This window comes from [Clostridium] saccharolyticum WM1 (assembly GCF_000144625.1).
GTDB classification, from domain to species: domain Bacteria; phylum Bacillota; class Clostridia; order Lachnospirales; family Lachnospiraceae; genus Lacrimispora; species Lacrimispora saccharolytica.
Genome location: NC_014376.1, coordinates 4601406 through 4622413, shown reverse-complemented (window position 1 = coordinate 4622413; position 21008 = coordinate 4601406). Strand labels below are relative to the sequence as shown.

23 protein-coding genes and 1 pseudogene are annotated in these 21008 nt (G+C 45.9%); 8 read left to right on the top strand and 16 right to left on the bottom strand.

Features of this window, described 5'->3' with window-relative positions:
- Positions 1-85: 85 nt before the first annotated feature.
- The 7 genes and pseudogenes from CLOSA_RS21445 to CLOSA_RS22495 form a co-directional block, all read left to right on the top strand.
- Positions 86-1099: an SIS domain-containing protein gene (locus CLOSA_RS21445; RefSeq protein ID WP_013274826.1), complete on the top strand. Its 1014-nt coding sequence runs from the start codon at positions 86-88 to the stop codon at positions 1097-1099.
- A 14-nt stretch (positions 1100-1113) separates the two neighbouring features.
- Positions 1114-1539 (top strand): PTS sugar transporter subunit IIA, encoded by a 426-nt coding sequence (locus CLOSA_RS21440; protein ID WP_013274825.1) that lies wholly within the window; start codon positions 1114-1116, stop codon positions 1537-1539.
- The gene (locus CLOSA_RS21435) at positions 1539-2009 is read left to right on the top strand and encodes a PTS sugar transporter subunit IIB (RefSeq protein ID WP_013274824.1); all 471 of its coding nucleotides are present in this window, start codon (positions 1539-1541) and stop codon (positions 2007-2009) included. Before CLOSA_RS21440 ends, CLOSA_RS21435 begins: the two co-directional genes overlap by 1 nt.
- A gap of 33 nt (positions 2010-2042) precedes the next feature.
- Positions 2043-2795 (top strand): PTS mannose/fructose/sorbose/N-acetylgalactosamine transporter subunit IIC, encoded by a 753-nt coding sequence (locus CLOSA_RS21430; RefSeq protein ID WP_013274823.1) that lies wholly within the window; start codon positions 2043-2045, stop codon positions 2793-2795.
- A 1-nt stretch (position 2796) separates the two neighbouring features.
- Positions 2797-3627: a PTS system mannose/fructose/sorbose family transporter subunit IID gene (locus CLOSA_RS21425; protein WP_013274822.1), complete on the top strand. Its 831-nt coding sequence runs from the start codon at positions 2797-2799 to the stop codon at positions 3625-3627.
- On the top strand, positions 3614-4261 hold the full coding sequence (locus CLOSA_RS21420) for an HAD family hydrolase (protein ID WP_013274821.1): 648 nt from the start codon (positions 3614-3616) through the stop codon (positions 4259-4261). Before CLOSA_RS21425 ends, CLOSA_RS21420 begins: the two co-directional genes overlap by 14 nt.
- Positions 4262-4493: 232 nt before the next feature.
- Positions 4494-4607 (top strand): annotated as a pseudogene (locus CLOSA_RS22495) (transposase); the annotation flags it as partial.
- A 39-nt stretch (positions 4608-4646) separates the two neighbouring features.
- Here the strand turns inward: CLOSA_RS22495 and CLOSA_RS21415 are convergent.
- The 5 genes from CLOSA_RS21415 to CLOSA_RS21395 form a co-directional block, all read right to left on the bottom strand.
- A complete protein-coding gene (locus CLOSA_RS21415; RefSeq protein WP_013274820.1) occupies positions 4647-5438 on the bottom strand; it encodes a response regulator transcription factor in 792 nt (263 codons plus the stop codon).
- A complete protein-coding gene (locus CLOSA_RS21410; protein WP_013274819.1) occupies positions 5431-7155 on the bottom strand; it encodes a sensor histidine kinase in 1725 nt (574 codons plus the stop codon). Before CLOSA_RS21410 ends, CLOSA_RS21415 begins: the two co-directional genes overlap by 8 nt.
- Positions 7156-7359: 204 nt before the next feature.
- Positions 7360-9024, bottom strand: a complete 1665-nt coding sequence (locus tag CLOSA_RS21405; protein ID WP_013274818.1) for an ABC transporter permease — start codon at positions 9022-9024, stop codon at positions 7360-7362.
- Positions 9021-10121, bottom strand: a complete 1101-nt coding sequence (locus CLOSA_RS21400) for an ABC transporter ATP-binding protein (protein WP_013274817.1) — start codon at positions 10119-10121, stop codon at positions 9021-9023. Before CLOSA_RS21400 ends, CLOSA_RS21405 begins: the two co-directional genes overlap by 4 nt.
- A 95-nt stretch (positions 10122-10216) precedes the next feature.
- On the bottom strand, positions 10217-11305 hold the full coding sequence (locus CLOSA_RS21395; RefSeq protein ID WP_013274816.1) for an extracellular solute-binding protein: 1089 nt from the start codon (positions 11303-11305) through the stop codon (positions 10217-10219).
- Between the two features lie 230 nt (positions 11306-11535).
- Between CLOSA_RS21395 and CLOSA_RS21390 the strand changes: the two genes are divergently transcribed.
- Positions 11536-11739 (top strand): hypothetical protein, encoded by a 204-nt coding sequence (locus CLOSA_RS21390; RefSeq protein WP_041708739.1) that lies wholly within the window; start codon positions 11536-11538, stop codon positions 11737-11739.
- A gap of 108 nt (positions 11740-11847) precedes the next feature.
- Here the strand turns inward: CLOSA_RS21390 and CLOSA_RS21385 are convergent, their stop codons facing one another.
- The 11 genes from CLOSA_RS21385 to CLOSA_RS21335 all read right to left on the bottom strand — a co-directional run bounded on the left by CLOSA_RS21385 (position 11848) and on the right by CLOSA_RS21335 (position 20985).
- Positions 11848-12132, bottom strand: a complete 285-nt coding sequence (locus CLOSA_RS21385) for an ArsR/SmtB family transcription factor (protein ID WP_013274815.1) — start codon at positions 12130-12132, stop codon at positions 11848-11850.
- Entirely contained in the window at positions 12095-12709 is a 615-nt protein-coding gene (locus CLOSA_RS21380; protein WP_013274814.1) for a 4Fe-4S binding protein, read from the bottom strand. The genes CLOSA_RS21385 and CLOSA_RS21380 overlap by 38 nt, the downstream gene beginning before the upstream one ends.
- Positions 12706-12912, bottom strand: a complete 207-nt coding sequence (locus CLOSA_RS21375) for an ATP-binding protein (RefSeq protein ID WP_013274813.1) — start codon at positions 12910-12912, stop codon at positions 12706-12708. The genes CLOSA_RS21380 and CLOSA_RS21375 overlap by 4 nt, the downstream gene beginning before the upstream one ends.
- 91 nt (positions 12913-13003) lie before the next feature.
- Positions 13004-13741, bottom strand: coding sequence for an ABC transporter permease (locus tag CLOSA_RS21370; RefSeq protein WP_013274812.1), 738 nt, complete (start codon positions 13739-13741; stop codon positions 13004-13006).
- A 10-nt stretch (positions 13742-13751) separates the two neighbouring features.
- A complete protein-coding gene (locus CLOSA_RS21365) occupies positions 13752-14507 on the bottom strand; it encodes an ATP-binding cassette domain-containing protein (RefSeq protein WP_013274811.1) in 756 nt (251 codons plus the stop codon).
- Positions 14508-14534: 27 nt separating this feature from the next.
- Complete coding sequence (locus tag CLOSA_RS21360; protein WP_013274810.1) at positions 14535-15485, bottom strand: ABC transporter substrate-binding protein; 951 nt, start codon at positions 15483-15485, stop codon at positions 14535-14537.
- Between the two features lie 67 nt (positions 15486-15552).
- On the bottom strand, positions 15553-16137 hold the full coding sequence (locus CLOSA_RS21355; RefSeq protein ID WP_013274809.1) for a UbiX family flavin prenyltransferase: 585 nt from the start codon (positions 16135-16137) through the stop codon (positions 15553-15555).
- Positions 16138-16158: 21 nt separating this feature from the next.
- The gene (locus CLOSA_RS21350) at positions 16159-17025 is read right to left on the bottom strand and encodes a 4-hydroxybenzoate octaprenyltransferase (RefSeq protein WP_157669049.1); all 867 of its coding nucleotides are present in this window, start codon (positions 17023-17025) and stop codon (positions 16159-16161) included.
- On the bottom strand, positions 17009-18736 hold the full coding sequence (locus CLOSA_RS21345; RefSeq protein WP_013274807.1) for a menaquinone biosynthesis decarboxylase: 1728 nt from the start codon (positions 18734-18736) through the stop codon (positions 17009-17011). The genes CLOSA_RS21350 and CLOSA_RS21345 overlap by 17 nt, the downstream gene beginning before the upstream one ends.
- A gap of 70 nt (positions 18737-18806) precedes the next feature.
- Complete coding sequence (locus CLOSA_RS21340) at positions 18807-19880, bottom strand: FAD:protein FMN transferase (protein WP_013274806.1); 1074 nt, start codon at positions 19878-19880, stop codon at positions 18807-18809.
- The gene (locus CLOSA_RS21335) at positions 19870-20985 is read right to left on the bottom strand and encodes a hypothetical protein (RefSeq protein WP_013274805.1); all 1116 of its coding nucleotides are present in this window, start codon (positions 20983-20985) and stop codon (positions 19870-19872) included. Before CLOSA_RS21335 ends, CLOSA_RS21340 begins: the two co-directional genes overlap by 11 nt.
- Positions 20986-21008 lie beyond the last annotated feature (23 nt).

The window sequence follows — 21008 nt, the reverse complement described above, 5'->3', positions numbered from 1 at the left end:
GACACAGAAAAAAGCAAGTGGTATATTAAAAATATAAAGTGGTTATCATCAATGCGCACAGAATAAAAAGCAGGAGGAAAGAAAGATGTATGGATTTGAAAATGAGACTTATTTAAAGGTATTACATGGAGCGGCAGACAATATTGAACAAATTAAGAGGATAGTAGCGGAGATTGAGGAAAAGGGTTATGACCATGTATTCCTTGTAGGAACCGGTGGAACTTACTCCATGGTAAGCCCTCTGGCTTATATGTTAAAAACTAATTCAACTTTGGAATGGTATTATGAAATTGCAGCTGAACTGGTAAGGGCAAAACCGAAGAAGCTTGGAAAAAAATCTATTCTGATAACAGCCTCTTTGACCGGTACAACAAAAGAAACAATAGAAGCCGCAGAATATGGGGCTAGTGTAGGAGCAACTGTTATATCTCTTGTTGGAGAAACAAACAGCCCCTTAGGAAAGGCATCTACATATGCGATTGGTAATGCAGCTTCCAATGATAACTTATGTGAAGAGATTTATCTTCAATTATTTGCTATTGGTGCACTTCTTATGAAGGGAAACGGAGAATTTCCGGAATGTGAACGCTTCCTTGATAATCTCCGCCGGATGCCAGAAGTCCTTCTGAAGGTTAGAGAAGAAAATGATGAAAAAGCCCTGGCATTTGCAGAGAAACATAAAGACACAAATTTTCATATGTGTATTGGCGCAGGCAATACATGGGGAGAAACATATTGCTTTGCCATGTGTGTACTTGAGGAAATGCAGTGGATTCCGACAAAATCGATCCATGCGGCTGAATTCTTCCATGGTACAATAGAAATGACAGAAAAAAATATGAGTTTTATGCTTTTTAAAGGAGAAGACGAGACCAGACCGCTGGTTGACAGAGTTGAAAAGTTCGTTAGAAAATATTCAGATGTTGTTCAGGTATGGGATACAAAGGATTATGCGCTGGAAGGAATTGATGAGGATATGAGAAAGCTTGTTGCCCCAATGGTAATGTCTTCCCAGCTGGAGCGTGTAAGTTCTCATTTTGAACATGTAAGAAATCATAATTTGGATATCAGAAGATATTACAGAACGGTAGAATATTAAAAGGAGGCACAAAAGTGAGAAAGATATTAGTCGCAACGCATGGGAGATTTGCAGAAGGTATTAAGGAGACACTGCAGTTTATCATGGGTGATAGTTGTAAAGTTGAGATAATTAGTGCATATGTGAGCAGTGATTTTGATATGGAAGGTGAGGCACGCAAGCGCATAGATGAGCTTGGTCAAGATGAGGAACTGATTGTTGCTGCAGACTTGTTTGGGGGAAGTGTGGCTAATATCTTTACTGAGTATGTGCAGACCGGTAAAGTTCATATTCTTACCGGTGTAAATTTACCTATGTTGATTGTACTGGCAACGTCCGCTGACTGTGAGTGCTCTACGGAAGAATTAATTCATAATGCTCAGCAGTCAGCAAAAGAAGGTATTATCTATATCAATCGGGTATTATCTGAAAGTGATGAAGCAGAAGAGGAGATTTTTTAATGGTTAAATTGATGAGAATAGATGAGCGGTTAATTCATGGACAGGTAGCATTTGCCTGGACTAATTCTTTATCAGCAGACTGCATTTTGGTTGTAAATGATGCGGTGGCAAAAGATAAATTACGTGCGACTTCTTTAAAACTTGCGGCACCGGCAGAAGTAAAATTCGTAGTCAAGTCAGTTTCAGATGCTATTACAGCACTCAATGGACATAAAACAGACAAGTACAAACTTTTTATTCTTGTTGACAATACAAAAGATGCATTGGCACTGGTATCGGCGGTGGAAGAGGTGAACCATGTAAACCTTGGAAATATGAAAGTAAAGGAAGGTACAAAGGTTCTTACAAATTCTATCGCTGTCACGGAGGATGATATAAATAATATTAAAGAAATGGTTGCGAAAGGTGCAGAAGTAGAGTGTCGTGCAGTACCGACAGATAAAAAGGTAATGGCAGAAACATTCGTATAATCTGATATTTATGATAAGAGAGGAGAATTTGATATGTTACAAGCATTATTAGTAGCAGCTGTAGCATTTCTTGCTTCAATTGATGAGCAGACGTTTGGGGCATCTATGATGTCAAGGCCGCTATTTACCGGCCCGATTATTGGTCTGATTATGGGGGATATGACGACAGGAATTATTATTGGTGCGTCTTTGGAAGCTATGTTTATGGGATCTATTATGGTAGGAAGTGCTGTTCCTCCAGAAGTTTATGCATCCAGCGTGCTGAGTATTGCAGTAGCGATACAGTCAGGAGCAGGAGTAGGAGCAGCAGTTGCATTGGCATTACCACTGTCAGTATTTCTGCAGATGTGGAGGAATTTCTGCTATGCAATTCCGGGAAGCTGGGCTGGAAAACAGATTGAAAAAGCACTGGAGCAGAGAAATCTTAAAAGAGCAAATTTATTACACCTGACAGTAGTGCCGCTGTCAATTGGAATTCCATCAGCGTTGCTTGTATTTATCGCCGTTGCCTTTGGCGCAAATACGATTAATACTGTTTTAAATGCAATTCCGTCGGTCGTTATGGATGGATTTAATGTTGCAGCAGGTGTGCTTTCTTGTGTGGGACTTGCGCTTTTAATTAAAATGATGGCAAACAAAAAAGTGATTCCATACCTGTTTCTGGGATTTATCTGTGTTACATATCTTCGAATGGATGTAATCGGAGTTGCGGTAGCAGGTCTTTGTATTGCATTTATTGCAGTAAACAGCATGAAATTTGATGTTGCAGAAGAGGAGGATTTCTAAGATGGGTAACAATGAGAATAGAGCAAAAGATGATGGAATTATGTCTGCAAAAGATTACAGAAGCATTTTCTGGCGATCTTTTACAATACAAAGCTCGTGGTCTTTTGATAAAATGATGGCATATGGGTATATGTATGCAATAGAAAGACCTCTTCGTAAAATATACCCCAATGACGATGATTTTTATGCAGCACTTAAACGTCATACGGAAACTTTTAACCTGACGCCACATGTATCACCTTTTGTGATGAGTCTTGGCGTTGCAATGGAAGAACAGAATGCAAAATCAGAAGAATTTGAAACGGATTCCATTAATAACGTAAAGGTCGGTTTGATGGGACCATTGTCAGGAATTGGTGATTCTTTCTTTTGGGGAACATTTCGTGTCATTACAGCAGGTATTGGCATTGGAATAGCACAGAGTGGCAATATTCTGGGGGCTATTATTTACTTCTTGCTTTATACTGCAATTCATTTTGTTACGAAAATACTTGCTGGAAAGTATGGATATAAACTGGGAACAAGCTTTCTGGAAAATACATCGGAAAACCATACAATGGAAAAGCTGTCATATGGTGCATCAATCTTAGGTATGACCGTAATCGGTGCAATGATTGCGACAATGGTATCATTACAAACTACCCTAAGTTTTACTTTGGCAGAGGCAGAAACAACCCTGCAATCAATCTTTGATCAGATTTTTCCGGGACTACTTCCACTTGGGGTGACGTTCCTATGTGTATGGTTATATCATAAAAATGTAAAAACAATCTATATTATATTAGGCATTTTTGTCGGATGTATTTTGGGGTGTTCAATTGGAATCTTCTAAACTTGTTATTTTTGATGTAGATGGTACCTTAAATCAGACAGAACGTTATGCCATAGATGCATATCGCAAAGCACTTACCGAAATCGGAAAAACGAACTATACAGATGCAGAATTAAGAGCAAGAATAGGGGCACCTTTTGAGGAAGATATCCTCTATTTTCTAGGGGATCAAAAAGAAACACTGGGAAATCAGTTCCTCGATAGTATTACAAAATACTGGATCGAAGGAATCAAAAGAAAAGCGACAACGTATCCGGGAGTCACGGTAATGCTGGAGACCTTGAAACAAAAAGGTTATCAGTTGGCAATTTGCTCCAATGCTTATCCACAGGAACTTGAGACAATACTAGATACTCTAAAGATTGGCGATCAGTTCTGTTATATTCAGGGGCTCACAGAGGAAGGAACAAAAAAAGACAGTTTACGGGTTCTTCTGAAAACCTGTAAACCTAAATGGGCGGTTATGGTAGGAGACCGAAACTATGACTGTGAAGCGGCAGAAGCAAATAATATTGGATTTATCGGTTGTCTATATGGATACTGTATGCCGGGAGAGTTGAATCATTGCAAATATTTGACTAGTTCAGCTTATGAAATTCCTGATTTAACAGTAAGACTTGAACAAAACGGTTAGGACATTGTATGTTGTCCTAACCGTTTTTCTTGTAGAATAGGAACGTTCGACCTTGGTTGAACTCCTAAATAAAATAGCCCGCACAGAGGCGGGCATAACAAATAGACGGTGGCTGGAACAGATCAATATAAAAACCTTCTTCAAACTCATCGACATCAAGATCATATCCTTGATAAGGAAGTAATGCATATCCAGCAAATCAGAGTCAGTCATGTTTTTGAAGAATAAGAGCCACATGCAGGAACTTTATGGAGTCGATATTTCAGACAGCACCATCAGCCGGATTACAGATAAAATACTCCCTATCGTAAAAGAATGGCAGGAACGGCCATTGGAAGAAATATATTAAAGCTGTCTTTCCGGAAGCGGAAATCCAGCAGGCCTCCTACTTCCCCTCACCCGCCTCCATAAATTTAGCAGGAGAGCAGCCGATATATTTCTTAAACACCTTAATAAAATACTTATATTCAGAAAATCCCACCATCTCTGCGATTTCATAAACCTTATACTGATCTGATTTTAAAAGCTCCACGGCCTTCTGCATCCGGTAGCGGTTTAAAAAATCATTGAAGGTGTAGCCGGTCTCGCCTTTGAATTTCGTATTCAGGTAGGTACAGGATAGTTTATATTTTTCGCTTAAATCAGTTAGGGAAAGGCGGGAAGAGTAATGGTCTTCTATGTATTTTATCATGGCGCTCACATATTTATTTTTGAAGGTGACTGTTTCAGAAATATCTGTTTCTAAAATGCCCAGCTTTTTCTTTTCCATATCAATTTGGCGGATATATCCTTTTATCCGTGTATTGGCCTCCAGCTTTTCGGTTATCTTGTGAATTGCGTCATAAAGTTCTGTAAAATCCACAGGTTTTAATAAATACTCTGTTACGCCAAGGCGAATCGCTTTTTTGGCAAATTCAAATTCCCCGTATCCGGACACGATAATGGCTTCATAGCCATATTCTTTTATGCTTTCTTCCAACATCTGCAGACCATTCATGATGGGCATGTTAATATCTACAATAACGATGTGGGGTTCTGTGTCTTTGATCTTTTGTATGCCATCGGCTCCGTCTATGGCTTCGCCTGCGACCACACAATTAAGCTCCTGCCAATTCACCATGAACATCAGCCCTTTTCTGATGATGTCTTCGTCTTCTACAAGTAAAACCTTATACATAATCCTCCTCCATATCTGCCGGCATGGTTACTATGACCCGCGTGCCGGAACCTGGCTGGCTTTCGATGGAAAGACCATATCCGGGACCATATAACAGCCGTACGACACGATGGGAATTGTAGAGACCGATATGCTCCTTATATTCATCCTCCGACTCCAGCCCGGCCCGCAGACTGGCAAGGCGTTCCCCATCAATGCCGCTTCCGTCATCCTCCACACACAGCTCCAGCAGCTCTTCATGCACACGACCGGTAATCGCAATGGAGATGGAGTGGGTGTTTTTCATACCGTGAACCAGGGAATTCTCTACAACCGGCTGAAGCAGCAGCTTGGGTATCCGGTATTCCAGCAGCTCCTCCGGAATATCAATATGATAGTTTAAACGCCGGTTATAGCGCATTTTTTGTAACAGAAGATAATCATTGATATATTCGATATCCGTTCTCAGTGAGACAATGGTGCTGCCATAATGGATGCTGTAGCGCATGAGGCTGGCGAAAGACTGAACCATATCAGAAGCTTTTGCTGCATCAATCATTATTTCATACCGGAGAGTCTCCATAACATTAAAAATAAAATGAGGGTTAAATTGCTCTTCTAGTTGTTTGATTTCCATGATCCGCTTACGTTCCGACAGTTCACTGTTATACGTCAGCAGCTCTTCCCGCTGCATTACCATGTGCCGGTATGCATCATCCAGCTTCTGGAATTCATCGAAAACCTGGGAACGGAGCCGGTAGTTCATATTGCCCTTTCCCATCTGTTCGATGGAGTTCTGCAGCTCGTTGATGGCCAGAAGGTTTTTCTGGGTAATGTGTTCGGTAACAGGCAGCGAAATGATCACCAGCAGAATTGCTACGGTAAGCATGAAGAAAAAGCCGTAAAACAGCAGATTCTTCTGATATTCCGTGGAAACCAGAGAATATAAGATCAGAGAACTCCCGGGAAGGGAACTTTTTTGAATGTGATAATGTTTTCCGTTGACCTTTACCACATTTCCTTCCTGCCAGTCCATGCGGTATTTTCCGGATGGGTATTTATCCATAGGGTCAGTCTGCTGGCGGCTGATAGAAAAAATGAGATTATCATATCGGTCTGTAATGATAACATCATCCAGCGGATATCTGCGGATGATTTCATAAAGATTGGAGTCCAGCAGGTCAAAAAACAGATAGCCGGCAGGGACGCCCTCCTTTACTACGGCTTTGCCAAGAATGAAATCTCCGGCCTGTCCATGGGCATAGTTTAGCCGGCTTGGCAGTGCGAAGATTTTTTCTGGCTGCTCCTGCATCTGACTGGTCATGCGGTGAAAGATATCGCTGTCAAGAAAAATTTCCTGGTTGCCGGCAAACAGATTGCTGCTGACTATGCGGCCATTCTGGTTCAAGAGTACAAAGGAGGAACGGATTGTCTGGGCATTGGCAAACTCATAAAGAAGCCGGTTGTTTGCAGTGATGACGGCAGAGTCTGTACTGTCCAGTGCGGTCAGAAGATCCGGACTTTGGGAAAGCTGAGTCAGGCCTTGTTGATAGAGAAGGAACTGTTGATCCAGGATACCGGATAACTGTATATGGTTTCTTTTATTAAAACCGGAGATCAGCCATTGTACATTGATCAATAGAAATAAGAGCACCAGCACAAACAGCAGTGAGATGATGGAAAGGGCGTATTTGATAAAGGATTTTTTGATGTAGTCCTTGTATTGGTTACTTTTCATAGGGGAGGCCTCCAATGGTATCGGTGTATGGCGAATCGCCGTTTGTGTTTATTATACCATAAGTCCGCTGATCAGCTTATAAAACCTGCGGTTTTATGAGCTGACGGGCATTCGCCTTATGAAATAAGTCATAAAGAGATTTTCTTATGTGCAGGCACAACAAAAATCTTTTTATGACTTATTTCCTACGGCTCATTGCTTCCGCTAAATGCTGATATCATTGCTGCCGGTTAGTTTGAAGAATAAAAGCAGCGATAGGATGCTGGTCAGGGTTAAGATGGCAGAATAAGCAGCTGCATTACCGAAGTTGCTTCTGATGACCTCCGCATAAATCGCTACGGTCAGTGTCTGGGTCTTGCTGGTATAGAGGATGATGGAAGAGCTCAGCTCACTGATTAAGGTGATCCAGCTCATAATGGCGCCGGATAATACACCGGACATCATCATGGGAACTGTAATTTTTGCAAATGATTTCGTCTCAGAACAGCCCAGACTGATGGCAGCCTCCTCCACACTGGGGCTGATCTGTCCAATGATGGCAGTACTGGAACGGATGGTGTAGGGCATGCGACGTATGGACAGTGAGATGACGATAATGAGGGCGGTGCCACTTAAGAGAAACGGTTTTGAATTAAAGGCATATAAAAATGAGATACCAAGAACAGAGCCTGGTATGATATAAGGGAACATGGTGACCGTATCAAGGATATTCGTTAAAATTGATTTTTTTCGTACCGTCAGATACGAGATCAGAACTCCCAGCACCACAACCACAGCTATGGCACAAAGACCGAATAAATAAGTGTTGAAAATAGCACCGTTGTTATTCTTTGAAAACAGTGTATTCCGATAGTTATCAAGTGAGAAACCGCCGGTATATACGCTTCCCCCTCCGGTAGCCAGGAAGGAAGTAAAAATAACGGTAAGCTGGGGCAAGATGGCGATGAGGACAACCAGGTATACAAATAAGTGGGATAATACATTCTTAAGGCCAGTACAATGTTCTGCTTCCATAGGCTTCAATGCGGTCATGGAATAGGTAAACCGGTTTCCCAGATAGCGCTGAAAGAAGAACAACACCAGGGTGATGCCGATGATAATGACACAGAGTGCAGCCGCAAAATGGTCATCCGTACTCACCTCACCCATAAACTGGCTGTACATCAATACCGGAAATGTCTTATAACCTTCGCCGATCAGCATGGGGGTACCAAAATCGGAGAACACTCTCATAAATACCAGTAAGGAGCTGGCAAGCATGGTGGGCATGACAAGCGGCACGATCACCTGAAACACTCTCTGTACGGCACTGCAGCCCAGGCTTTCGGCGGCTTCATTTAAGGAGTTATCCAGATTTTTAAGAGCACCTGAGATATACATATAAACCAGCGGAAAGGATTGCAATGAGAAGACCAGAACAATTCCGGCAAACCCATAAATGCCGTTTAGCTTCACTTGAAACAGGTTGTTTAAGATCCTGGTGATAAAGCCATTGCGCCCAAGCAACTGGATCCAGGCATAAGCTCCGATAAACGGAGGAGAAAGATAGGACATGACAATCAGGATATTTAAATACTTACTTCCTCTGATTCGTACACTTCGCAGAACATATGCCATAACCAGACCCAGAGCAGCCGCCAGCAGGGTGGAAACGATGGTGACTTTAAAACTGTTTACCAGAGTACTCCAGTAATATTTTCTGGCAAAGAATTTACCGAAATATGCAAGACTGAGGGAACCATCCTGGGTCAGTACACTCTTATATAGTATCAGAACTAAGGGATAGACGACAAAGATAAGAAAAAGGCTGAGAATCCCCAGTGCCATGGCGACCCAAATATTGCATTTCTTTTCACCGGCATATCTCATACCTGATCCCTCCTGACCACAAGATTTTTATTTCCGTCTTCTGTATAGATGTTGATCTTTTGAGGCTGCACAGCAAGACGGATGCCAGAGCCATCCGGGATGATATCCCAGATATCGGAATTCTGAATGACTTCGATTTCCTGACCGTCTGCCAGTGCAACAAAATAATGGGTGGTTATACCAAGAAATACGCTGCTTTTTACTGTTGCAGGGATGCCGGCACCATCTGCCTGGTTGATGATGAATTCTTCCGGTCGGATGGATACCTTGATCCTCTGTCCGTCCTTCACTTCCTGGCTTAACTGGCTCATGGGTACGGTATAATCCTGTATCTGAATGGAGGTCTCTCCGTTTTTCACCGATATTTTACCGGACAGGATATTGGACAAGCCGATAAAGGTGGATACAAATAAGTTTGCGGGACGCTGATAGATGTTCTTAGGCGTATCAATCTGTTGGATCACACCGCCGTTCATGACAGCGATCCGGTCTGATACGGCCAGGGCCTCTTCCTGGTCATGAGTTACATAAACGGTGGTAATTCCGATCTGCTGCTGGATCCGCTTAATGGCATTTCTCATCTCCACCCGGAGTTTCGCGTCCAGGTTTGACAGCGGTTCATCCATCAAAAGAACTTCGGGATGAATGACGATGGCCCGTGCCAGGGCAACACGCTGCTGCTGGCCGCCTGACAGTTTGGCTGGCATACGGTTTTTTAAATGGTCGATTTTGACGATCTTCAGGATTTCATCTACCTGGGCTTCGATTTGTGATGCAGGTATTTTCCTGTTTTTCAGCCCGAAAGCTACATTATCCCTGACTGACATATGAGGGAAAATGGCATAGTTCTGGAAGACCATACCCATGTTTCGCTTGTTGGTTGGGATGTTGTTGATTACTTTCTGGTCTACCTTGATTTCGCCGCCCTCAATGCTGTTAAAGCCGATGACCATTCGAAGCAGGGTTGTCTTGCCGCAGCCGGAGGGTCCCAGCAGGGTAAAGAACTCTCCAGGTTTAATATCCAGGGATAAACCATTGATAATGGTATCTTTACCAAAGCGTTTTACTGCGTTTTCTATACTGATTGCTACTCCCATTGTTCCTGTCTCCTAACATACTTCATAATTTTTTGTACAAAAAGACTGCCCCTGACTGAGTCTCAGGCAGTCTTTCTTTGAATGGATGCGGTTTATTAATCCATGGATGTTTCCAGGTGCTCACTGAACCGATTGGTGATTTCTAATTTGTGCTCTGCTACCCATCCCTCATCATAATTATCAAATAATTTAATCTCATTTTGAGGTTTCATATAATCAGCCAGAGTGGTGTCTTTCCTTAAAGGCCGTACGGTCAGTGTGGAACCGACAGCATTCTGGATCTTCTCTGACAGCATATAATCTACAAATTTCTTTGCATTTTCCGGGTGTTTGCAGTCTTTTAGAATCTGGACAGATTCTCCGGGGAAGATGGCTCCTTCCGCCGGGAATACAACTTCTACTGCGGCACCCTCCTTAACATAGTTGGCAGCAGGATCTTCCCAGGTTAAACCAACCACATATTCGCCCTCAGCCACGCCTTTATACACCTGGCTGGAGCTGTTGCACATTTTACCGTCTAAGTTGGCAATGAACTTGTCAACAAAAGCCCAAGCTTCGTCTGAAAGGGGATCCCCGTCTTTGCCCATGCCATAAAGCATAGCCAGCAATGACTGGAACGCGGAACTGGAGTTTACTGGATCGCCAAATGCGATTTTTCCCTTTAACTCCGGATTTAATAAATCCTCAAATCCATCGATCTTCGTATCGCCTTTTAAGTCTTTGTTTACGATCATAACCGTAGGATCTGCAAATGCAGGGGTAAAGTAACCGGTGGTATTCTTGAAGGCATCGATCATGTTGTCATTTTCAGAGGATACGTATTCCAGGAACAGGTCTTTGGATGCGGATAACATGGTCTGGTCAGCCACCCAGAAGATATCGCCAAGAGGATTGGCTTTTTCTGACTGAGCTCTTTTTAACAGCTCGCCGGTGCCGGCGACTACCACCTCGACTTTAATGCCGGTGTCCTTTTCAAATTCCGGAATCACGGCATTGTTTAAAGATTCGCCGCGGGCGGTATAGACTACCAAAACCGGATCTTCCTCTCCTGGTGTCTGAGCGGCAGCCTGAGTTTTTCCCGTGTCAGCCGCTGTGTTATTATCAGCCGGTTTTCCAGAGCTGCAGCCGGTGGCTGCCAGTGCCATGGCTAATAAGACTGCTGATATTTTTGCTGTTTTCTTCATGCGATTCTTTCCTCCCTATGGTTGTTTCACTGTTTATCTGATAGTACCATTTTAGCTGTGGGGACTGGAAATGTAAATCCGACAATATCACACAAAGGTGTAAAATACACAACATAAGTATTTTTGCCGGCAATCATATTACTTCAGAGTGGCCATACTTCTGGGAAGATCTCAATAAATCTGAAATATCTGGAAGAATTGATTGTACAGGAAAGGACTTAACTGATTCCATGGTCCGGATGTTAAGCACTGTATTAATGGATGCCAGAGAGATTGCATCTGGCATCGGAGAGATCCAGTCAGCCTCAGAGGAGCAAAGCCGTTCTGTCTCCCACATCACCGACAGTGTGGTGAAAATTACGGCAGTGGTGCAGTCCAATTCGGCTACCGCCCAGGCAAAGGTGCTCAGCACCCTGGCGAATCAGTTTACCTAAAAGAAAAACAGAATATAAACCGCTCCTGTCTCTATGGGTAAGCGGCAAAAGGCAAGGGGACTGGCATCTGCCAGTCCCCTTGCCTTTGATCTTATTCGCCCATCAAATTCATTCCCTGCAGTAGTGCTCTTTGATAGACCCGATCAGTAAGATCACCCGCTGGTCCTGAATGCTGTATACCACGTTCATACCCAGTTTTTCAGAAGACAGGATACCCGCTGTCTTCATTTGGTTCAAATGCTGTGAGAGCGCGGAAGAGGTAATGTTGGGAGTATATTTGTGGATTTCTCCTACCGCAAGGGGCCCTTGGATCAGTGCGCACAATATCAGCAGGCGGTGCTCATTGGCCAATATTTTAAGCAGCTCCGCTATCTTTTTTGCTTGTTCTTCCACAGTCGGTACCCTCCTTTCCCAGTTTCAGCCGGCAGATTCCCTGGGTCATGGTCCCCATGGGGCAGTAGACGCACCAGGAACGGGGACGGAACAGAACCATGGTACCAAGGCCCAGGATCGTGGAGGTCAGCATTACGCCGAAAAAGCCGAAGGCAAACTGCGCCACCCAGGGAGCTGTCATGGAGACGTCTGCCCATTGCCAGGGAAGCTTAAATACCCACAGAAGAGTTACTGCTTCTTTCAGTGGTGCGCCGGCAAAAACCTTATAAGTACTAAAAAGCATCAGGCTGAACATGGTCATAAAAAAAGCCAGAAACCCGTACCGGAACCAGCGGCTGCGCAAAAATTTGGGGGGCGGCACATTGCGGGAGAGCTTCCATCTGCCTCCCAGCAGGCCAAGTAATTGCCCCCGCCCGCAAAAATGGTTGCAATATATCTTGTTTCCTCCCATAATGGCAGCCAGCAGGGGAATAGTAAAAAACACCATGCCAAGCCATGCGAAGAGAATATTACACAGACCCAGGATGAAATAAATGAGTTCCACAATCCAGAGAAATTCATACCAATTCTTTTTCATACGGCGGCTCTCCGTTCTTCAATTGTGATTACATCAGCAGGACATATCCTGGCGCATTTGCCGCAGCCAATACACCTATCCTTGTCAATCCGGGCAGTAACGCCGGAAGCAATGGCGATGGCTCCCTTCGGGCAGGTTGTTACACAGCTCCCGCAGGCCACACATTCCTTGCCGATGCGGGCGATCCTTTTTGGTTTGTTCATAGACACCTCCAAATAAGTAATTAAGATATTACTAATATACTTTATTTAATTAGCATTGTCAAGGTGTCAATTTATTTTATAGCCAGGGAAGTTACCTTGCCCATTTGCACAATGCCCACTGAATCCCATCCAATGCCCAGAACAATGCTGCACCTACCACCGACATGACAACAATGCCTCCGTACATTTGAATATAATTGATTCTGGACCAGGCGTCCAGGATGTAGTAGCCCAGCCCCCATCGGGTTCCGTAAGCCTCCACAATCAAAAGAATGGCCAGGGAGGTTCCCATTCCGATCCGTATGCTGGTGAACAGCTCCGGAAGCACTGCCGGAAGAGTGATATCTTTTAGTATGTTTTTCTTATGGGCGCCGGCGCTTCTTGCCATATAGTAAATGTCTTCATCAATATGCTCTGCCGAATCCCGGACCGCCACTATGATCTGGAATACCGTAGTCAGGACGATGATGAGGATCTTAGATCCATTGCCTAGGCCTAAAAGAAGCATGGAGACCGGAAGGAGAGCTGTTTTGGGAACCGGATAGGAGAAATAGACCAGAGGGTGGAGAAGGCGGTTGGCCATAGGAGAAGAAGCCATGATAATTCCAGCAGGAATGCCTATGATAAGGGCAATGGACAAGCCCGCTCCAACACGGCCTAAGCTGGCTCCGATATGGAGCAATAGCTTTCCATTTGCCACCTGGTCAAATCTGCTGTAGACTGTAATCGGTCCAGGCAGCACCGAAGTTGCCATCAATTCGGCGAGCAGGAACCATAACAAATTCACAAGCAAAAATCCCTTTAAAAAGACCCATAATTTTTTCTTCATATTTTGTCTCCTAATGAATCAAACGTTTCTTTCCGCCCTCATCCGCCTTTATAACTTTTTCTGTTATCTGCTGTTCCAGCTCCCTGTATGCTGCTTCAAAAGGATGCGGTACTCCCTGCCAAGGGTTGCGGAAGGTATAAAGGCCCCCGCCCCGTTCCATAACCGCGATTTTGTGGGCAAGGGAAAGGGCATCTTCTACCCGGTGGGTCACAATGACTGTGGTGGGCTTTTTTTCGTTCCAGATCCTAAGAAATAAATCCCTTGCTGCCAATGCAGCTCCAATATCCAGGGCTGCGAAGGGTTCATCCATAAGAAGCAGTTCCGGATCCATAAGAAATGCTCTGGCTAGGGCGGCACGCTGTGCCTGGCCGCCGCTTAACGTACCAGGATAACGGTCCAAAAGACCATGAATCCCAAGTTCTCTGCAAAGGTTGGTAAGCCGTATTTCCAAATCCCCGGTATTTCCTCTGATCCTGGCGGCAAAAAGGCAGTTTTCTCTGACGGTTTTCCAGGGCAGAAGCCCGTAGTTCTGGGGGATCAGCCCGATGGAACATATTTCCGGTTTAAGCAAGGTTCCATCCAGGGTGATGGAACCCTTATAAGGAAGGAGTCCGGCCAGGGCGTGGATCATGGTGGATTTACCACAGCCGGAGGGACCGGCCAGGGCCAGGACCGTCCCTGTCTCCAGCTGCCAGGACATACGGTCAATGACCTTATGTATCCCGCCTTTTTCATATGTAACGGAAACGTCATTTACTTCCAGCATCTGGTTCCCTCCTTTCATCCTGATTTTTTATTTCAGTTTTCCCATCAATTCTTCGGGCTTTAAATCTGGGCTGCATAACCCTTTCTCTGATGCCCATTCCACGGCAGCCTGCAGGTCAGCAGTCTTTGGCAGCTCATTTTTCCGGAATACAGGAAGCTTGATGCTTCCGGTAAGTTCCTCCGGGTAACCTGCACCCTTGATGACAACGGCTTCATATTCCTTAAGAGGTGTGCTGTTAAGGTAGTCAACGGCTTCATCGTATGCCTGATACATCTTTTGAAGGGGGGCGGATTTTTCTTCAATGGCTTTCTGTGTGAATGCAGATACTGCGGGATACAGCCCGTCCGTGTTGGCGCTTCCCAGGATGACGGCGCCATCCTTAATGGCAAGAGTGGAAAAGGGCTCCGGCAGAAGAACCAGATCTACTTTGCCGTTTCGCAGCATTTCAAGTCTGTCAGGGATCCTCGGCACCACCTGCTTGTCCAGATATGTATCATCCAATCCGGCATTATTTAAAATATAATCAAGAGAATATTCAATCAGAGTATTTTCTGATATTGCAATGCTTTTTCCGGCTCCAGCTTCCAGAGAAGTGATCCCGGTATCTTTTCCGGCCAGCAGTACATAATCCCCATCCGTACATCCGGTAGCCTTTACGTCCAGTCCGGCATTCTGATACATGCACAGACCGATAAAATCAGTAAACACTCCGTCCAGCTTTCCGGCCTGAAGGGCCGCATCCCGGTCTTTGGCCGAAGAAAATACCTGCATATCCAGCTGAAACCCGTACTTTTTATCAAGTCCCTGTTCTGTAATGATGGTAAGGGGTACGATATCGGAAGAATACATGACTCCCAAATGAATAGTGGTATCCACCGGGGGAGCGGCCTTGCCGGTACAACCGCTTAAAAGGGCGGCCGCTGCGCCCCACAGCAGCAGAGGGAGGATTTTTCTGCCTCTTAAGAGGCGTTGTTTCATTGTTTTCTTTCCTGAATTTTCCATATATTTTCTTATAATCCTTTTTAGTTATTTGATATATATTATTTTATACTTCTTCTTTCCACCTGGCATACCGGTGGTTTTCCACTCCCAGGCAGTCCAATACCCGGCCTGCCATGAAATCTGCCATGTCATCAAGGCTTTTTGGCTTTTGATAGAAGGCGGGCATGGCGGGTACGATAAAGGCTCCGCACTCTGCCAGTGCCAGCATATTTTTCAGATGGATCTGGGACAGGGGGGTTTCCCTTGGCATCAGCACCAGAGGTCGGCGCTGCTTCAGTGCCACATCCGCAGCCCGTGTCATCAGATCCGGTGTAATGCCTGCCGAAATGTGGGCCAGTTTTGACATGGAGCAAGGGGCAATAATCATTCCATCCGCCAGATGGGAACCGCTGGCAGACGCAGAAAACAGATCACTGTTATCTTCCGGAATAAGCTGATCCGGGAATCGTTTCTTAAAGCCGGCGATCCACTCACCGGCTTCCTGTCCGGTCTCGTAGGCAACCACCTTTTCCCCGGTTCCGGTCAGTATGAGCCGCACTCTGGCTCCGGCCTCAAGCAGGGCCTCCGTTGTCCGCAGGCCGTAAATACTGCCGCTTGCGCCTGTTATTCCAACTACATATTGTTTCATTGTCCGTCTCTTTCCTTTGCTTTAAAAGTATACATCCAAAGTCCCGAAAACCAGAAGCACGATGCTGGTGATCTGGCTGATGCTGTATGATGCAATATTAACATTTTCCAGGTGGTCCGGTGATACCAGCCGGTGCTGGATCACCATCAGGACTGCAATGATTCCCAGACCTGTTCCGTAAAGCAAACCAAACTGAGGATAAAGTAGAACACCGGCAAAGCACAGGCAAAAAAGTGCCGCCCCATGGAACAGGGTGCTGATGATTAATCCGCCTTTTATGCCGTACCGGACCGGAATGGAATGAAGGCCGTTTGCCTTATCAAATTCATAATCCTGAGAGCCGTAGATAATATCAAATCCCCCGGTCCAGAGGCAGTTTGCCGCGCCAAAGAAAAGCGGTATCAGGGAGAAATGCCCCGTTACCGCCAGCCACGCCCCTACGGGAGCGCAGGCGCACGTAATTCCCAGAACCAGATGGCACATCCAGGTAAATCGCTTTGTGTAGGAGTAAATCGTCATCAGGAACAAAGCAATGGGAGACAGGAGGAGGCACAATAAGTTTAACCGGGAAGCGCTGAACACCATAACCAGAAAGCAGACAGCCACCAGGGCCAGGGTCTCCCTTATTCCAATATCCCCCCGGGGAATCTGGCGGCTGGCTGTCCTGGGGTTTTTTGCGTCGATCCTGGCATCCACCACCCGGTTTAGGGCATTGGCCCCTGTTCTGGCACTTAAAAAGGCAAGGGCAGCCCAGAACACCACCTTTGGATCCGGCCGGCCCCCGGAAGCTGCAAGGAGGGCTACCGCAGCGAAGGCCAGGGAAAAGATGGTATGGCTGAACATGACCAGTTTCCCGTATTCATTCAGTTTATTAACTATTTTTATCATGATCGATCCCATAAGTACTCCATTTCTCTGATACCTTTTTTCTGACCTCATCCGTCATCACAATGTCTTCGGGCCAGGGACGGGAAAGTCCTTCCTCCAGTCTTTTTCTTGTGGCGTCAAAAGCTGCCCGCCGGCCTGCAGTAAACATGTCTCTGGTAACGTCAATATTGTTGAACACCCGCCACATGACGGTGGAATGATCCGAGGGGTCCACATCCTCGTCTACAACTACTATGAGGGAAGCCTTTTTCTCTTCCAATAAAGCAAGGGCTTTTTGCCTTCCTTCCCAGGGCTGTTCCTTATGGAGGGGCAGAACGAAAATGGAGCCCTGGGGGAATGCTTCTTTCCCTTTGCTGGTGGCATCAATGCCAAGCCGTCCGCCGTACAAGGGGTAATCAGAGGAGTGATCTAAGGCATCCAATGGCCCTTTGCTGACCACAAAGTCCTCTCCGGGATGGGCATAGCGCAACACCTCCCGCCAGACTGCCGCCGTATCACTGGGATCAATGGTTTCATCAACTGCCACGATCATCTTGGCGGTCCTCATCTGTCCCATACCCCAGATAGCGTTCATAACGGTCCTGGCAGCGCCAGGATAGGAAGGTTTTACGGATACCACTGCGCAGTTATGGAAGACTCCTTCAAAGGGTAGATGGATATCCCGCAGCTCAGGAATTACCATTTTTAAAATAGGAAGGAAAATTCGTTCCGTAGCCTTTGCCATATAGCAGTCTTCCATAGGTGGCTTACCAACCACAGTGGCAGGATAAACCGGATGCTTTTTGCGGGTGATGGTTGTGACATGAAATTTAGGATACCAGTCCGCCAGGGAATAATAACCCGTATGATCCCCAAAAGGTCCTTCCCAAACCAGATCTTCCTGGGGATCCACATAGCCTTCCAGCACAAATTCCGCATCCTCAGGCACGTAGAGATCGTTGGTAATGCATTTTACCATTTTCACCGGCCGTTTCCTGAGAAATCCAGCCAGCATCATCTCATCCAGTTTTGGCGGAAGAGGTGCCGTGGAAGCATAGGTGATGGCCGGGTCCCCTCCCAGTACAACGGATACGGGCATTGGACAGCCTTTTTTACGGTATGCCTCGTAAATGCCGGCTCCGTCCTTGTGCTTCTGCCAGTGCATGGCCGTGGTCCTGGAATCCAGTACCTGCATCCGGTACATGCCGATGTTCTGAAGCTTTGTGTCAGGGTATTTTGTAAAGACAAGAGGAAGAGTAAAGAAACGGCCTCCGTCCAGTGGCCAGCACTGGAGTACCGGCAGTTTCCCCAGATCCGGTTCTCTCTCGATCACCTGCTGGCAGCTTGGACGCCGCAGGTGAATACTGCTTCGGATAGGGAAACAGCACAACAGGCGCAGCAGCTTTGGTGCAAAGGAAATCAGCTTTGAAACAGACGTATAGTTTCCAAAATCCAAATAGGCATCGATGTCTGCTGCAATATCCTCCAGGCTGTCTGCTCCAAGGGAAAGGGCCATTCTGCCATCCGTGCCGAAGGCGTTCATCAGCACCGGATAGGGGGAGCCTTCCACATGTTCAAAAAGAAGCGCTTTGCCGCCGGGATTTTCTGATTTGCAGACCCTGTCAGTGATCTCCGTTATTTCAAAGAGAGGGGATACCTTTGCCCTTACACGGGTCAGCTCCCCTCTCGTTTCCAATGTTTGAATAAAATCCTGCAGTCCTCTATATGACATATATCCACCTTTCCTCTAATCTGCCCATGATCTTCGGGCATCCAGGGATACCCGCAGGGTGCTTGTAAAATCAGCGGTCATGGCTGCGGTATGCCTCATAGCCGCTGCTTGTCCGGATGCTGTCATCCGGCATGACCCACATTGCTTCCACATCATCCATGCGTTCAACCAGCGCCAGCCCCTTTTCATAGGGAAGGTTAAATATGGCGGTAGAAAGGGCATCCGCCCAGCCGGAATCCCTGCAAACGATAGAGACCGCCCGGAAGTATGCCGCAGGCATCAGTGTATCTGCATCAATGATATGATGGTATTTTACCCCGTCTACCACATAGTATCTTTCATAATCACCGCTGCTGACAAGTGAAAGCCCGTCCAGACCCAACGTGTCGATGGCGGTTTTTTCGCTGTCAGTATCCGGGTTCTGAATATCCAGTTTCCAAGGCTTTCCGTCTGCACGCTTCCCAATGGCGCGGATATTGCCTCCTACGCTGAGAAGAATATGATCGGTCCCTTTTGCTTCCAGAAATTCTGCAACCTGCTCTGTGGCATAGCCTTTTGCTATGGATCCCACGTCCAGCCTCATATCAGGGTCTTCCAGATATACGGTAGAAGCTTCTTCATCGATAATTACCTTTGAAAAATCCGTATGCAGGGCGGCCGCTTTCAGCTCATCCATAGGGGGAACCTGAGCTGTTTCCGGAGTTTCTAAGCCTGCGGTACGGTAGTCATGCCAGATGGAAAGAACACTTCCCATGGCCACATTCACCTTACCGTCTGTTTTTTCATAGGCTTCCCTGGCCAGGCTCAGCATTTGTATGATCTTCGGGTCCACCTTTACAGGGCCTTTGCCGGCATTATCATTGATGGTCTTAATATTGGGTATCCCTTCATAATCATGATAGATGTCATACAGTTTGTGGTACGTTTCCAGCTCGTCATGTACTTCCGTAGCAAGTTCAGTAAATTCCTCTTTATTTTTGGCATATCCTACAATCTGTGTGACGGTATCGAAGAGATTCAAAAATTCGGCGTGGTATTTTTGTTCCTTTTTTGCTCCTATGGCGGCGGTATTCACCGCCGCCATAGTAAGCGCTGCCAGAGTTCCGGCAATTATAATAAATTTTGCTGCTTTTTTATTTTGCATTTGCTTCTGCCTTGGAGATACCAGTCTGGAAATCACCAATACCAACGGTAACGCTGGCCTTTAAATCGGCATCTGTTGGTGCACCTTCTTTTTCATCAATTGCAAGTCCTGTAATCTCACTGGCGGTCTTGCCAACTGCATAATCTGCGAAGCTGGCAGCCTGCTCATTCCATTCTTTTCCGATACCGGAAGCTTTTTTCATGCCATAGGCATCACCCAGCTGATCCTTGGTCTTAAAATCAGTGGACTTTAAGTCGCTGGTGATCTTGCCGGCAGCATTGAAGTTTACATTGACCTGAGAAGCGTCCAGAACACAGCTTGTGATTTTTCCGTCTGCGCCAAAGGTGGCAATGGTGTAGGTAGAATAAGCCTGTGCGACACCGTCAGCATCTGCGGCTGCATCTTTGGACTTTCTGATACCGGTTACGATGCCATAGCCCAGTTTGTCGCCTTCTGCAGCGCCAGCGCTCTTGGCATTAGCAACAGCCTGATCAACAACATTAATAAAGTCTCCGATATGAACGGTGATGGTAGCCTTTAAGTCTGCATCGTCTGCAAGGCCCTCAGAAGAAACAGCGATTCCCTTAACTTCATCAGCTGTTTTTCCGATGACATACTTGGCAAAGCCGGCAGCCTGCTCATTCCATTCCTTGCTGATACCGGAAGCTTTTTTCATGCCGTATTTCTCTCCCAGTTCATTTTTGGATTCAACGACAGTACCAAGATCTGTAAGTAGTTTCCCTTCCTTGGAGAAGTTTACCTTGGTCTGAATGGAATCAATCTTACAGTCTACGATCTTTCCGCTTTCGTCGACCAGTACGGCTGCAAACATGGTATCTACTTCAGCAAGGCCATCTTTTTCGCCTGCATCCGTAGATTTACCGATGGAAGAAAGTACTGCATAACCCGTAGACAGGGCGCCGCCTGCAGCCTCAGCCTTTGCAGCTTCTGTGGTGGTTTCTGCCTGAGTGTCCGGTGCGGCAGTAGTTGCAGCTTCTGTCGGTGCTGCAGTTGTCGGTGTCTGCTTTAAATTGGAAGAACACCCTGCCAGAATGGAGGCTGCTGCCATGAGGCCGCATCCTAAAGCTAATACTCGTTTTTTCATAGAAATTACTCCTCCTTATGTTG